Source organism: Alphaproteobacteria bacterium (assembly GCA_040218575.1).
Classification (GTDB): Bacteria; Pseudomonadota; Alphaproteobacteria; order JAVJRE01; family JAVJRE01; genus JAVJRE01.
The window spans coordinates 84625-97428 of the sequence record JAVJRE010000006.1 but is presented as its reverse complement, the minus strand read 5'-3'; the positions used below and the strand labels follow the sequence as shown (position 1 = coordinate 97428).

Sequence of the window (12804 nt, the reverse complement as noted above, 5' to 3'; positions counted from 1 at the left end):
CCAAACGAACAGAAGAAACGCTGAACGGTCAGCCAGCGGGCCAGGACTCAACCACGCATCACAAGATGAATCATCGCACCTGCATCGCTTGACTGTCAGCCGGCCTGATCTCGCACAAGTAACTGCCGGCTTATGTTCGGATTGCCGCGGCCGACTCCCATACTGCGTCCTGCTTTGGACTTGTTTCTTTTCAACTAATGATTTGTTAACCATAGCCTGTACATACAACGCCTCATTCGCGATCGCTTTCTGCGGACGAGGATTGATCGAGCCAAGGGGGAGTAACCGAATGGCTGTAAAGAAAACTGCCGCCAAGAAGTCCGCTGCCAAGCGGAAGACGACGGCGAAGAAGAAAACCACGGCAAAGCGCAAGACCGCTGCCCGGAAGACCACCGCCAAGCGCAAGACGGCGGCCAAGAAGACCACCGCCAAGCGCAAGACTACGGCCAAGCGCAAGACCGCCGCCAAGCGCAAGACCACGGCGAAGCGCAAGACTACGGCCAAGCGCAAGACCGCCGCCAAGCGCAAGACCACGGCGAAGAAGACCACGGCCAAGCGCAAGACCGCCGCCAAGCGCAAGACGGCGGCCAAGAAGACCACGGCAAAGCGCAAGACCGCCGCCAAGCGCAAGACCACGGCGAAGCGCAAAACCGCTGCCAAGACCACCACACCGGCCCGGCGTCGGACGGTGCGGCGTACCGCGCGGCGCTAGTCGCCTTGCGGGTGCGCGCCGGTCCGCCGGCGCATCAATTCTGGCGAACGGCGGTCCCTCGGGGCCGCCGTTCCGCTTTATGGGGCCGCCACCTAGACTGGGCTCACGGCCGGCTCCCCGCCTGGTGGCGGGCCGGCCTGGCAGAACAGCTCACCGGATCGAAGGACCCGACCCATGGTGGCGCGCAGCCGGACGGTGGCCTTTCAGGGCATCACCGTTCTTCAGATTGACGTCCAGGTCAGCCTTGGTCCGGGCCTGCCGGCCTTCACCGTGGTCGGCCTGCCGGACAAGGCTGTTGGCGAAAGCCGCGAGCGGGTGCGCGCGGCCCTGACCAGTCTCGGTCTCGCTTTGCCGGCGCGGCGCATCACGGTCAATCTGGCGCCGGCCGACGTGACCAAGGAAGGCAGCCATTTCGATCTGCCCATCGCCCTTGGCCTGCTGGCCGCCATGGGCGTGGTGGCCGAGGACCGGGTGGCCGGCCTCCTGTCCCTGGGCGAGCTGGCGTTGGACGGCGGGCTGACCGCTGTCGCCGGTGTGCTGCCGGCGGCGGTGGCGGCCGGCGGCGCCGGCCTGCGCTTCGCCTGTCCCGCCGCCAACGGGGTCGAAGCCGTGTTCGCCGGCGCCGAGCTGGACATCCTGGCCGCGCCCTCCCTCGCCGCGCTGCTGGCCGACCTGACCGGCGCCACGGCGCTGCCCCGGCCGGCCCTGCCGCAGGCACCCGTCGCGCGCTCTGCACACCAGCCCGATCTGGTGGACATCAAGGGCCAGGAAAGCGCCAAGCGGGCGCTGGAGGTGGCCGCCGCCGGTGGCCACAACCTGCTGATGACCGGTCCGCCCGGCGCCGGCAAGTCCATGCTGGCGCAGCGTCTGCCCGGGCTGCTACCGCCGCTTGACCCGCGTGAGGCGCTGGAGGTGTCCATGGTCCATTCGGTCGCCGGCATGGTTGGCGAGGACGGGCTTATCCGCCAGCGGCCGTTTCGTGATCCCCACCACTCCGCCTCCATGGCCGCATTGGTCGGCGGCGGCGCGCGGGCGCGGCCCGGTGAAGTGTCGCTGGCCCATCTGGGCGTCCTCTTCCTCGACGAACTGCCGGAGTTTCAACGTCCGGCGCTGGAGGCGCTGCGCCAGCCGCTGGAATCCGGCCGCGCCGTCATCGCCCGCGCCCAGGGCCATGTAACCTATCCTGCCCGCTTTCAGCTCATCGCCGCCATGAACCCGTGCCGTTGCGGTCATCTGGACGACCCGGCGCTGGCCTGCGCCCGCGCGCCGCGCTGCGCCGCCGACTATCAGGCGCGGCTGTCCGGCCCGCTGCTCGACCGTATCGACCTGCACGTGACCGTGCCGGCGGTGTCCGCCGCCGATCTCAGCCTGCCGCCACCAGCCGAAGGCTCTACCACCGTCGCCGGCCGCGTCGCCGCCGCCCGCGACGTGCAGCGCCGACGCTATGATCAGGCCCCCGCCCAGGTGGCCGACAGCGGGCCCATCATCAGGACCAATGCGGAGGCCGATGGCCAGTTGCTCGAACAGGTGGCCGCCCCCGACCACAGCGGCCGCGCCCTGCTGGGCGAGGCGGTGGAGCGCTTCCGCCTGTCCGCCCGCGGCTATCACCGGGTGCTGCGGGTCGCCCGCACCCTGGCCGACCTGGACGGCGCGGACCATGTGCGGCGCAGCCACATCGCCGAGGCTCTGTCCTACCGCCGCACACAGATCCATGCCTGAGAACGTCCATGGCTGACCGGCCGCGTGTCTGGCTCGCCTGGTCCAGTGGCAAGGACTCCGCCTGGATGCTCCATGTGCTGCGCCAGGAGGGGCGCTTCGAACCGGCCGGCTTGCTGACCACCTTCAACCAGGCGGCTGATCGCGTTTCCATGCACGCGGTGCGCCATGCCCTGGTCGACGCCCAGGCCGCCGCCGCCGGCCTGCCGCTCTATCCGGTGATGCTGCCGGACCCCTGCCCCCATGAGGTCTATGCCGCGCGGATGGCCGAAGCCGTCGCCGCCGCCCGCGCCGCCGACATCGCCCACATCGCCTTCGGCGATCTGTTCCTCGAAGAGGTGCGGGCCTATCGCCAGGAGCGCCTCGCCGGCAGCGGCCTGACGCCGCTCTTTCCCCTGTGGGGCCGTGACACCGCGGCGCTCGCGCGCGAGATGATCACGGGCGGCCTGCAGGCCCGACTGACCAGCATCGACCTGGCGCAACTGGACGCCGCTTTCGCCGGCCGCGCCTATGACGCGGCGCTGCTGGCCGATCTGCCGCCGACAGCCGATCCCTGTGGCGAAAAGGGGGAGTTCCACACCTTCGCCCATGGCGGGCCCATGTTCAGCCGGCCAATCGCCGTCCGGCCGGGCGCCGTCCGGCAAAGCGACGGTTTCGCCTTCGCCGACCTTATGCCCATCGATGTCGCTGCGGCCGGACAGGCCGGAGCCTGACCCGCCGTCGTACGCCCTTCGCACACCCCGGCCTTGCCGTGCGGACGCCACTGCGCCATGTAGGGGCCATGCCCGCCCGCATTTCGCCGCCCATCCAGCCGCCACCCGACTACCCGCCGCCAGCCGGCGAACCCCGCCCCTCGCTGGCCGGCGCCGTGCTGCGCGCCGTGCGCGGCCGCTGCCCCAACTGCGGCCGGGGCCACCTGTTCCGCGCCTATCTGCGCCAGGTGCCGGCGTGTGCCGCCTGTGCCGAGCCCTATGACCATTTGCGCGCCGATGACGGCCCGGCCTGGCTGACCATCCTGGTGGTCGGCCATCTGGTGGTGCCCGCCGCCCTGATGGTGGAGCTGCGCACCGCCTGGCCCCTGTGGCTGGCCATGATGGTGTGGCCGGGCCTGGCCCTGGCCCTCACCCTGACCCTGCTGCCGCGCTCCAAGGGTGCGTTCCTGGCCGTGCTGTGGGCCACCGGCGCACCGGACTCAAACCATGACGGTGGCGCTACCGCGGCCGACCCGCCAGCCGCAGGCGACCGGGCATGACCCCGGCTCTGGCCGCCTTCATCGCCGCCGCCCGCACCGCACTCGCCGCCGACTCCGGTCCGGCCGGCCAGGACGCGGTGCGCGCCGCTCTCGAAGCCGTGCTGACCGACAAGGACTTCTTCGCCGCCCATTGTGGCAGTGAACATGCCCTTGGCAGCCACCGCCTCTATGAAGACCCGGACCATGGCTTCACGGTCATCGTCTATATCGGCCACAGCGGGCGCGGCGAATCCCCGCCCCACGATCATGGCCCCGACTGGGCGGTCTATGGCCAGGTGACCCTGCAGACCAACATGCGTGACTGGCGCATCGTATCGGGAACGCCGGGCGAGGACGCGGTAGTGGAGGAGACCAGCGCCTACACCCTGCGGCCCGGTCAGGCCCATCTCTACAAGGTCGGTGACATTCACTCCATCCAGCCGGCCGACGGCTGCCGCTATGTGCGGGTGGCCGGCTCACCGGCCGATCACTTCACGCCGGTCGGTCCGGTGCCGGCGGATCGTCGCCGCATCTGGGGCCGGGTGTTTACGGCGCGGCCCTAGACGGCCGACCAGCGCATCAAGCGGTCGGGCAGCTTCTCCATGGTGTCCGCGCCGTCGGTCTGCCGCACCGTCTGAAAGCCATGCCGCTGATAGAAGGCGATGGCCCGTCGGTTGGCCTCGAACACCCACAGGTCGAGGCCGCCCGCGGACTGCACTTTGGCCAGCCCAAGCAGCCGCGACCCGAGCCCCCGCCCCTGATAATCCGGCCGCACCCACAACTGTTCGACCGATGACGGTGCGACGGTGCCGGCGCCGAGGGCGAGAAACCCGGCCAGACGGTCGCCCTCCAGCGCGACGCTGACGCGCGACTGTGGCAACAGAACCTCCCGGACGAACCGGCGGAGCGCAGGCGGATCATCCACCGGCAGGAAGCCGAGAGCGGCCCGCGTCTCCAGAAGAAGACCGGCGATCACCGCGTGACCCGCCGGGCGGGCGGCGCGGATCTGATACACATCGCCGTCCATATCTCCGCCCGCCTAATACCCCGCCTGCTTGTCCACCACGTTGAACAGCGGCTGGCCCGCCGCATAGCGTTTCAGATTGGCGATAAAGATGTCGGCGCCGCGCTGGCGGGTGCCGAGGGAACTGGCGCCGTTGTGCGGCGTGATGATGGTGTTGGGCGCATCCCAGAAGGGGCTGTCCTTGGGCAGCGGCTCGACACTGTGGGCATCGAGTCCGGCGCCGGCGATCCAGCCCTCCTGCAACGCCTTCAGCAGCGCCGCATCATCGGCGATACCGCCGCGCGAAAAGCACACATAGAACGCTGTCTTCTTCATGGCGCGGAACGCCGCCTCGTCCAGCATGCCGCGCGTTTCGTCGGTCAGCGGTGCGGTCATCACCACGAAATCGCTGCGCCGCATCACCTCGTGCAGGCCATCAGGCGTGAACACCTCGTCCACATGAGGCACCGGCCGGCCAGACCGGCTCAGCCCCAGCACCGTCATGTGAAAGGCCTTGGCTTTCTCCGCCAGATCCGCGCCGGAATAGCCGAGGCCGATGATGCCCACCGTATGCCCGTTGAGCTCCCCATGGGTGCGCCACTCCCAGCGCCGCGCCTTCTGGTCATCCACCCAGCGCACCGCGTCGCGGTCCAGCATCAGCATCAGCAGGATGGCATGTTCGGCCAGCGGCACCGCGCCATTGCCCTTGGCGCAGGTAAGCACCGCCGGATGCGCCACCAGCTCCGGCGACAAGGCATGATCCACCCCGGCCGACCAGCTCTGCAGCCATTTGAGGTCATGCGCCGCGGCCAGACTGGCCGCCGGCGGATCACCTGCCACCACCTCCACCCCCGGCGCCGCCATGGCCGGGCCCAGGGCCTCATCGCCGCCGGCCACCAGGCGCACCGTAAGACCCGGTGCCGCCGCTTTGATCTCGTCCAGTCGCTTTGCCGCCACCGTATTGTCGGCCAGCAGGACCACGCGTTCCGGCACCACGGCTAATCGGTCCAGCCGGCGTCATCGGCGAAGATCAGACCACGGCCCAGATCGCCGCCGCCCAGCACGTGCCAGTGCAGATGCGCCACCGCCTGATGGGAATGGGGGCCGTGATTGGCGATCAAACGATAGCCGGTCTTGTGGAGCCCCAGAGCGCGCGCCACATGACCGACCGCCCGCATCATGGCGACCGCTTCCGCATCGCTCGCCTGTTCGGCGAAGTCATCCGGCGACACATACTTGCCCTTGGGAATCACCAGGGCATGGACCGGCGCCTGTGGCGCAATGTCCTTGAACGCAAGGATGTGCTCGTCCTCATACAGTTTTTCGCACGGCAGCTCGCCGCGCAGGACGCGGGCGAAAATATTGCTGTCGTCATAGGTCGCCATGGCGAACTCCTGTGCGCTGGATGTCGTGGACCGGTCCCCACCGGCGAAACTGCCGCCCGGCCGGAGGCGTGTCAAATCAGTCGGCCGTACGCGCCGCCATCATGGCCAGCGCCTGACGCAAGGGGATGCGTCCGTCATAGAGCGCGCGGCCGACGATCACGCCCTCGATGCCGGCCGCCTCTTCCGCCTGCAGCGCCGCCAGCTCGTCCAGACCGGTAATGCCGCCGGCGGCGATGACCGGCGTGGTCAACGCCCAGGCCAGGTCGACAATGGCTTCCAGGTTGAGGCGCGCCACCGCGCCGGCCCGGTTGATGTCAGTATAGATGATCGCCGCGACGCCGGCTTCCTCCAGCCGCAGTGCCATGTCCACCGCTCGCACTCTCGGTTTGGCGGTCCAGCCGGCCGCTTCCGACATGCCGTCGCGGGCCTCCAGACTGACCGCAACGGCGCCGGGGAAATCGCGGCAGGCCTGGCGCACCGCCTCCGGCCGGGCCAGCACCGCCGGCCCCAGCACCAGCCGCGCCGCGCCGGCTTCCAGCCATCCGGCGAAACGCTTCACGCCGCCCAGCGCGCCGGTGATCTGCACCGCCGCGCCCCCGGCCCGCGCCGCCTGCAGAATGGCCCGCACCGCCGGCCAGTTGCCTGACGGGTCACTGTCCAGATCGTCGCCGCTATAGGGGCCGCGCCCGTCCCCATCGCCGGACGGTTCTGCCGACCGGCTGTCCCTGGCCACCACGTGCAGCCAGCGACAACCGGCGGCGGCAAACCGGCCGGCCTGCGCCGCCGGCTCGTCCGCCCCGTCGTCATGACCGGCCGCTCCCTCAACCGGGTCATCACCCGACAGCCGGCGCAGGCTGTGACCGTCACGAAGCTCCAGAGCCGGATACAGAATCATGGATGGCGCACATCCTCGCCATCGGCTGCGTCCGGCGCCGCCGCCGTCTCGCCCGTCAGGCGCAAGGTAAAGGAGTGGCCGGCGATCATCCGCCCCTCCACAAAAGCATAGGACGGATTGGTTCCCCACCGCTGGAAGCCGAGACTCTCATAGAGCTGGATGGCCGCCGTCTGCGTCTCGCGCACATCCAGGTTAAGGGCCAGCAGATGCCGCGCCCGCGCCTCCGCCGCCACCGCCAGGGTCAGGCGCCGGGCCAGGCCATGACCGCGCGCCCAGGGGGCGATGAAGGCGTGGGCCAGTTGCCCCATGCGCGCCTGCGCCTCGTTGTTGGGCGGCGCCAGGATAAGCTGGGCGGCGCCCACCACGGTGCCGTCCATACGGGCCAGGAACAGGACCCGTTCCGGCATCGCCAATACGCCGCGATAATAAGTCTCCAGCCGATTACGCGGCGGCGGCGACAACCAGCCGAAGCCGCCGCCGGCCAGGATCGCGCCCTCCGTGGCGTCCGACAGGTCGGCCAGATCGGCCGGCCCCAGCCGGTCGACCGGCCCGGCCCACAGGGCCGGCGATGCAGCCGGCGAGTCGCTGGGCTCAGCCGGCGGCGCGGAATCGGCGGCAGGGGTCATGGCGCAGGGGTCATGGTCGGGCCCGTCCTGTGGCGCGGCGAACAGGCCATCACTCATATCAGGTGTGCGGGCCCGTCGCCACGCGCCCCTGACACGCGGCCCAAAGCCGCTGGCCACTGTGCCACGGCATGTCCTGGCTTGCCTCCTCGCTTGCCTGCGGAATCCGGCAGCCATGAACGAGGCCGTGACTGACGGCGCGGCCAAGGCGGACTACACTGCTGCCGCCATGAGCCTTCCCCCGTCTCCACCCTCGCGCCCCGCGCCGCGCCCTGCCGCGTCCCTTGCGGCATCCCAGGCCGTTGCCCCGGCCGGCGACGGCGGCCCGCTCCTGTCGGTGGTGATCCCGGCCCATGACGAGGCGAGCAACCTGCCGACGCTGGTGGAGGAGGTTGCCGCCGCCCTCCGGCCGCTGGCCGCCTCTCTCAACGCATCGTGGGAAGTGATCGTGGTTGATGATGCCTCCGGCGACCACACGCCGGCGGCGCTGCGCGGTGTGGCGACGGCGGTGCCAGAGCTGCGCGTCCTGCGTCACCGCCGCCAGTCGGGCCAGTCGGCCGGCCTGCTGACCGGCATCCGTGCCGCCCGTGGCGTCTGGATCGCCACTCTCGACGGCGACGGCCAGAACGACCCGGCCGACATCCCGGCCCTGTGGCGTGCGCTGCAGGCCGTGCCCGTGGGGGCGCGTCCGCTGGCGCTGATCGCCGGCCACCGCACCGCGCGCCGCGACTCCGCCATCCGCCGCCTGTCGTCGCGCATGGCCAATGGTGTGCGTCGCCGCATATTGCAGGACGACACCCCCGACACCGGCTGCGGCCTGAAGCTGTTCGCCCGCGACGCCTTCATGGCCCTGCCGCACTTCGACCATATGCACCGTTTCCTGCCGGCTCTGGTGCAGCGTGCCGGCGGCCAAAGCCACTCGGTGCCGGTCAATCACCGGCCGCGCGGCGGCGGGCGCTCTCACTACGGTATCGCCAACCGCCTGTGGGTCGGCATTGTTGATCTGATGGGGGTCGCCTGGCTCTTGCGCCGGCAGCGCCTGCCGGGGCCTATAGAGGAAATGAACCGCAGCGAAAACCGCCCATGATGGCAGAAATCATCCAGGCCCTTGCCGCCGCCTGGGGCCATGTGGCGGACAACCTCACCTGGTTCGCGATCATCGGCTTTGCCGGTCAGGCGGTGTTTGGCACCCGCTTCATCCTGCAATGGATTCACTCCGAACGGGTCGGCCGCAGCGAGATCCCGCTGATCTTCTGGTACTGCTCCATCATCGGCGGCGTGCTTCTCTTCATATATGCGGTGGGCATCGGCGATCCGGTCTTCATCCTCGGCCAGTCCACCGGCATCGTCATCTATGGCCGCAATCTGGTGCTGATCCGCCGCGAGCGACGCCGCGTCCATGCGGACGCCTGAGCCACACCACCGCCGGCCGCGCCCCGTCATGACCGCTCCGCCTGACCCGACGCCGCCCGCCACCCCCGTTTCATCGCACACGTCTGTTTCACCGCGTCTGTGGCTGGGCCTGGCCGCCCTGGTCTGGCTGGCCCTGGTGGTGGCCGCCCTGTGGGCCCGCCCCCTGCTGCCGACAGCGGAGACCCGCGCCCTGGCGGTAGCGTGGGAGATGTGGCGTGACGCCGGCGCTCTGGTGCCGCACCTGAACGGCCAGCCCTATCCCCACAAGCCGCCCCTGCTCTACTGGCTGATCAATGCCGGCTGGCTGGTGCTCGGCCCGCTGGAGACCTGGGCCCGGCTGGTGCCGCCGCTGGCCGCCGCCGCGTCCCTGGTCCTCACGGTCGCGCTCGGCCGCCGCCTGTGGCCCGGCGAGACCGGCCGCCGGGCCGGTGCCATGGCGCCGCTGCTGGCGCTGGGCCTGCCGCTCTTTGCCCTCTTCGCCACGGTAGTGCTGTTCGAGATGCTGCTGGCGGTGGCCCTCCTCATCGGCCTGCTGGGTCTGGTCGCCGCCGCCCGCGCGCCACCGTGGCGCGGCGCGTGGTTCACAGGCTGGGGCCTGTGGGCGCTGGGTCTCGGTCTCGGCGTCCTGGCCAAGGGTCCGGTCATTACCCTGATGCTGCTGCCGGCGGCGCTGGCCGGGCCGTTGTGGGCCGGCCGCCTGGCGGACGGGCCGCCACACAGATCATGGCTGTCCTGGTATGGCGCCACCGGGCTCGCCTTTGCCGCCGGCGCCGGCCTTGCCTTGGCCTGGGCGATTCCCGCCGGTCTCGCCGGCGGGCCGGATTATTTCAACGCCATTCTATGGGGCCAGACCGAGGGCCGCATCACCGACTCCTTCGCCCACCGCCAGCCGCTGTGGTGGTATGCGGCGCTCAGCCCGGCTCTTTTCTTCCCCTGGCTGCTGTGGCCGCCGGCCTGGCGCGCGCTTGGCCGGCGTTGTCTCTGGCGCGACGGCGGCGCCCGCCTGCTGGCCATCACCGGCGGCGGCGCCCTGCTGCTGTTCTCCGCCATCAGCGGCAAGCAGGCCTATTACATCGTGCCGCTGATGGTGCCGCTGGCCCTGCTGCTGGCCCGCGCCTTGGCCGGTGGGGCCGGCGACGTGCGGGCAGGCCGTGTCGCCACGGTGCTGCCGGCCGTCGTTCTGGTGGCTCTCGGCCTGGCCTTGCTCGTCGCCGACTTTCAGTTGATGGCCGCCAGTGGCACTCCCTACCCCTGGTTGCCGGAATGGCTGTTTCGCGGCGCGTTTGTCGCCGGTTGGGCCAGCCTGGCGCTGGCGGCGGCGCTCCTGTTTGCCACCCGCGGCAGCCGCCGCCTGCAGGCGCTGGCTCTGACGCTGGTTGGTCCGGCGGTCCTGCTGATCCTCCACCTGACCATCCTGCCGCAGGCGCGGCCGGCCTATGATACGGCTCCGGCGGCGCGCTTTCTGGCGGCGGCCGAGGCCGCGGGCCGCCCCATCGCCCGGCTTGGCGAGTATACCGGCGAATTTCACTTTCCCGGCCGTCTGACCCGGCCCGTGGCCGAGGTGGCGGAGGGCGATGGCCTGGCCTGGCTCGCCGCCCATCCTGGCGGGCTTCTCGTGACCATGCACCGCCGGGCCGCTGAACCGCCGGCCGAACCGCTGTTCCGCGGGCGCTATCGCGGCCGGATTCTGGAGATCTGGGACGCGGACGCCCTCGCCGCCGCCGGCCTCGACCCCTAGTCTGATCGCCCGGGTGTGAAGCGGCGGCCACCGGCTGCCGCTTGATCGCCACACGGCGGGCCCCATATGCAGGGGTCCGCACCTCGCCCGACGCGCCGTTTCCACCGCCCGCCCCACTACACCGGCCCCGCCTCATGACCAGTCCCGCCGCCAGTCCTGAACTGTTCCACGGCACCACCATCCTGCTGGTGGCCCGCGACGGTAAGACCGTCATCGGTGGTGACGGTCAGGTGACCCTCGGCCAGACCATCATGAAGGCCAGCGCCCGCAAGGTGCGCCGGCTCGCCGGCGGCAAGGTGATCGCCGGCTTCGCCGGCGCCACCGCCGATGCCTTTGCCTTGTTCGAACGCCTGGAGGCCAAGCTGGAACAGCATCCCGATCAGTTGCAGCGGGCTTGCGTGGAGCTGGCCAAGGACTGGCGCACCGACCGCTATCTGCGTCGGCTGGAAGCCGTCATGGCCGTCGCCGACGAGAAGCACGCCCTGCTGCTGAGCGGTGTCGGCGATGTGCTGGAGCCCGATGACGGCATCGTCGCCATCGGTTCCGGCGGGGCCTATGCCCTGGCCGCCGCCCGCGCCCTGATCAATCAGCCGGGGCTCGATGCGGAGGCCATCGTCCGCCGCGCCATGGCCATCGCCGCCGATATCTGCATCTACACCAACGCCAACCTGACCCTTGAATCCCTGCCGGAGCCGTCATGACCGACCCCGCCGTCCGCCTCGATACCGCCGCTGGCCCGGCGTCTGACGGATCCGCCGTCGACGGTTCGGCCGAAGACCTGGCCTTCAGCCCGCGCGAGATCGTCTCAGAGCTCGACCGCTTCATCATCGGCCAGCGCGACGCCAAGCGCGCCGTGGCCGTGGCCCTGCGCAACCGCTGGCGCCGCCAGCAACTGCCCGAGGCGCTGCGCGAGGAAGTGCTGCCCAAGAACATTCTGATGATCGGCCCGACCGGCGTCGGCAAGACCGAGATCGCCCGCCGTCTGGCGCGTCTCGCCCGCGCGCCGTTCATCAAGGTGGAGGCTACCAAGTTCACCGAGGTCGGCTATGTGGGCCGCGATGTGGAGCAGATCATCCGTGACCTGCTGGAGGCGGCGATCCACATGACCCGCGAGGCCATGCGCAAGGACGTGGCGGCCAGGGCCGAGCTGGCGGCGGAAGATCGCGTACTGGATGCCCTGCTGGGCGACCATGCCCGCGGCGAGACCCGCGACGCCATGCGGCGGCGCTTGCGCAGTGGCGAACTGGCCGAGCGCGAGATCGAGGTGGACGTGCGCGACAGCGGCGCCATGCAGATGCCGACCATGGATATCCCCGGTATGCCCGGCGCGCAGATGGGCATGCTCAATCTCGGCGACATCCTGGGCAAGAGCTTCGGCCAGGCCACCCGCAAGCGGCGCATGTCGGTGGTCGACTCCTATGGGGTGCTGATGGAGGAAGAGTCCGACAAGCTGCTCGATCAGGATCGCGTGGTGCGCGACGCTATCCACAGCGTGGAGCAGAACGGCATCGTCTTTCTCGACGAGATCGACAAGATCACCGCCCGTTCCGACCGCCATGGCGCCGATGTCAGCCGCGAGGGGGTGCAGCGCGACCTGCTGCCGCTGATCGAAGGCACCACCGTCACCACCAAGCACGGCGCGGTAAAGACCGACCATGTGCTGTTCATCGCCTCCGGCGCCTTTCATCTGGCCAAGCCATCGGACCTGCTGCCGGAACTGCAGGGCCGCCTGCCCATTCGCGTCGAATTGCAGGCGCTGACCCGCGATGACTTGAAGCGCATCCTGACCGAGCCGGAGAACAGCCTGATCCGCCAGTATGTGGCACTCATGGGGACCGAGGGCGTCACTCTCGATTTCACCGACGGCGCCATAGACGCCCTGGCCACGCTCGCCGCCGACATCAATACGGCGGTGGAGAATATCGGCGCGCGCCGCCTGCATACGGTGATGGAGCGGTTGCTGGAGGAAATCAGTTTCACCGCCACCGACCGCGGCGGCGAAACCATCGCCATTACCGAAGCCCTGGTGCAGGAGCGGGTGGCCGCCCTGGCCGAGGACGCCGATCTGTCGCGCTTTATCCTCTAACC

The 12804-nt window shown here is 70.1% G+C and carries 15 protein-coding genes; 10 read left to right on the top strand and 5 right to left on the bottom strand.

What is annotated here, in order from left to right; translation table 11 throughout:
- Window positions 1–262: 262 nt before the first annotated feature.
- The 5 genes from RIE31_08160 to RIE31_08140 all read left to right on the top strand — a co-directional run bounded on the left by RIE31_08160 (window position 263) and on the right by RIE31_08140 (window position 4222).
- Window positions 263–712, top strand: coding sequence for a hypothetical protein (locus tag RIE31_08160; GenBank protein MEQ8640560.1), 450 nt, complete (start codon window positions 263–265; stop codon window positions 710–712).
- Window positions 713–886: 174 nt separating this feature from the next.
- The gene (locus tag RIE31_08155; protein MEQ8640559.1) at window positions 887–2431 is read left to right on the top strand and encodes a YifB family Mg chelatase-like AAA ATPase; all 1545 of its coding nucleotides are present in this window, start codon (window positions 887–889) and stop codon (window positions 2429–2431) included.
- 8 nt (window positions 2432–2439) lie between these two features.
- Window positions 2440–3141, top strand: a complete 702-nt coding sequence (locus RIE31_08150) for an ATP-binding protein (GenBank protein MEQ8640558.1) — start codon at window positions 2440–2442, stop codon at window positions 3139–3141.
- Between the two features lie 68 nt (window positions 3142–3209).
- Complete coding sequence (locus RIE31_08145) at window positions 3210–3680, top strand: DUF983 domain-containing protein (GenBank protein ID MEQ8640557.1); 471 nt, start codon at window positions 3210–3212, stop codon at window positions 3678–3680.
- Window positions 3677–4222 carry a hypothetical protein gene (locus RIE31_08140; protein MEQ8640556.1) on the top strand — a complete coding sequence of 182 codons (546 nt, stop codon included), beginning with the start codon at window positions 3677–3679 and terminating at the stop codon, window positions 4220–4222. Before RIE31_08145 ends, RIE31_08140 begins: the two co-directional genes overlap by 4 nt.
- Here RIE31_08140 and RIE31_08135 read toward each other — a convergent pair.
- The 5 genes from RIE31_08135 to RIE31_08115 all read right to left on the bottom strand — a co-directional run bounded on the left by RIE31_08135 (window position 4219) and on the right by RIE31_08115 (window position 7625).
- Window positions 4219–4686 carry a GNAT family N-acetyltransferase gene (locus RIE31_08135; GenBank protein MEQ8640555.1) on the bottom strand — a complete coding sequence of 156 codons (468 nt, stop codon included), beginning with the start codon at window positions 4684–4686 and terminating at the stop codon, window positions 4219–4221. The two genes, RIE31_08140 and RIE31_08135, sit on opposite strands and share 4 nt — an antisense overlap.
- Window positions 4687–4698: 12 nt before the next feature.
- The gene (locus tag RIE31_08130) at window positions 4699–5658 is read right to left on the bottom strand and encodes a D-2-hydroxyacid dehydrogenase (GenBank protein ID MEQ8640554.1); all 960 of its coding nucleotides are present in this window, start codon (window positions 5656–5658) and stop codon (window positions 4699–4701) included.
- A gap of 2 nt (window positions 5659–5660) precedes the next feature.
- Entirely contained in the window at window positions 5661–6047 is a 387-nt protein-coding gene (locus RIE31_08125; GenBank protein MEQ8640553.1) for an HIT domain-containing protein, read from the bottom strand.
- Window positions 6048–6123: 76 nt separating this feature from the next.
- Window positions 6124–6942 (bottom strand): HisA/HisF-related TIM barrel protein, encoded by an 819-nt coding sequence (locus RIE31_08120; protein ID MEQ8640552.1) that lies wholly within the window; start codon window positions 6940–6942, stop codon window positions 6124–6126.
- Window positions 6939–7625, bottom strand: a complete 687-nt coding sequence (locus RIE31_08115) for a GNAT family N-acetyltransferase (protein ID MEQ8640551.1) — start codon at window positions 7623–7625, stop codon at window positions 6939–6941. Before RIE31_08115 ends, RIE31_08120 begins: the two co-directional genes overlap by 4 nt.
- A 115-nt stretch (window positions 7626–7740) precedes the next feature.
- Between RIE31_08115 and RIE31_08110 the strand changes: the two genes are divergently transcribed.
- The 5 genes from RIE31_08110 (at window position 7741) to hslU (ending at window position 12802) form a co-directional block, all read left to right on the top strand.
- Window positions 7741–8652: a glycosyltransferase family 2 protein gene (locus tag RIE31_08110; protein MEQ8640550.1), complete on the top strand. Its 912-nt coding sequence runs from the start codon at window positions 7741–7743 to the stop codon at window positions 8650–8652.
- On the top strand, window positions 8652–8978 hold the full coding sequence (locus tag RIE31_08105; GenBank protein ID MEQ8640549.1) for a lipid-A-disaccharide synthase N-terminal domain-containing protein: 327 nt from the start codon (window positions 8652–8654) through the stop codon (window positions 8976–8978). Before RIE31_08110 ends, RIE31_08105 begins: the two co-directional genes overlap by 1 nt.
- 28 nt (window positions 8979–9006) lie before the next feature.
- Window positions 9007–10716 (top strand): hypothetical protein, encoded by a 1710-nt coding sequence (locus RIE31_08100; GenBank protein ID MEQ8640548.1) that lies wholly within the window; start codon window positions 9007–9009, stop codon window positions 10714–10716.
- Window positions 10717–10850: 134 nt separating this feature from the next.
- The gene (gene hslV / locus RIE31_08095) at window positions 10851–11417 is read left to right on the top strand and encodes an ATP-dependent protease subunit HslV (GenBank protein ID MEQ8640547.1); all 567 of its coding nucleotides are present in this window, start codon (window positions 10851–10853) and stop codon (window positions 11415–11417) included.
- The gene (hslU, locus tag RIE31_08090) at window positions 11414–12802 is read left to right on the top strand and encodes an ATP-dependent protease ATPase subunit HslU (GenBank protein ID MEQ8640546.1); all 1389 of its coding nucleotides are present in this window, start codon (window positions 11414–11416) and stop codon (window positions 12800–12802) included. The genes hslV and hslU overlap by 4 nt, the downstream gene beginning before the upstream one ends.
- Window positions 12803–12804 lie beyond the last annotated feature (2 nt).

Coding starts and splice junctions, on each gene's coding strand:
- RIE31_08120 (MEQ8640552.1), bottom strand. CDS start 6,942: ATGATTCTGTATCCGGCTCTGGAGCTTCGTGACGGTCACAGCCTGCGC.
- RIE31_08150 (MEQ8640558.1), top strand. CDS start 2,440: ATGGCTGACCGGCCGCGTGTCTGGCTCGCCTGGTCCAGTGGCAAGGAC.
- RIE31_08155 (MEQ8640559.1), top strand. CDS start 887: ATGGTGGCGCGCAGCCGGACGGTGGCCTTTCAGGGCATCACCGTTCTT.
- RIE31_08145 (MEQ8640557.1), top strand. CDS start 3,210: ATGCCCGCCCGCATTTCGCCGCCCATCCAGCCGCCACCCGACTACCCG.
- hslU (MEQ8640546.1), top strand. CDS start 11,414: ATGACCGACCCCGCCGTCCGCCTCGATACCGCCGCTGGCCCGGCGTCT.
- RIE31_08105 (MEQ8640549.1), top strand. CDS start 8,652: ATGGCAGAAATCATCCAGGCCCTTGCCGCCGCCTGGGGCCATGTGGCG.
- RIE31_08100 (MEQ8640548.1), top strand. CDS start 9,007: ATGACCGCTCCGCCTGACCCGACGCCGCCCGCCACCCCCGTTTCATCG.
- RIE31_08115 (MEQ8640551.1), bottom strand. CDS start 7,625: ATGAGTGATGGCCTGTTCGCCGCGCCACAGGACGGGCCCGACCATGAC.
- hslV (MEQ8640547.1), top strand. CDS start 10,851: ATGACCAGTCCCGCCGCCAGTCCTGAACTGTTCCACGGCACCACCATC.
- RIE31_08125 (MEQ8640553.1), bottom strand. CDS start 6,047: ATGGCGACCTATGACGACAGCAATATTTTCGCCCGCGTCCTGCGCGGC.
- RIE31_08135 (MEQ8640555.1), bottom strand. CDS start 4,686: ATGGACGGCGATGTGTATCAGATCCGCGCCGCCCGCCCGGCGGGTCAC.
- RIE31_08110 (MEQ8640550.1), top strand. CDS start 7,741: ATGAACGAGGCCGTGACTGACGGCGCGGCCAAGGCGGACTACACTGCT.
- RIE31_08140 (MEQ8640556.1), top strand. CDS start 3,677: ATGACCCCGGCTCTGGCCGCCTTCATCGCCGCCGCCCGCACCGCACTC.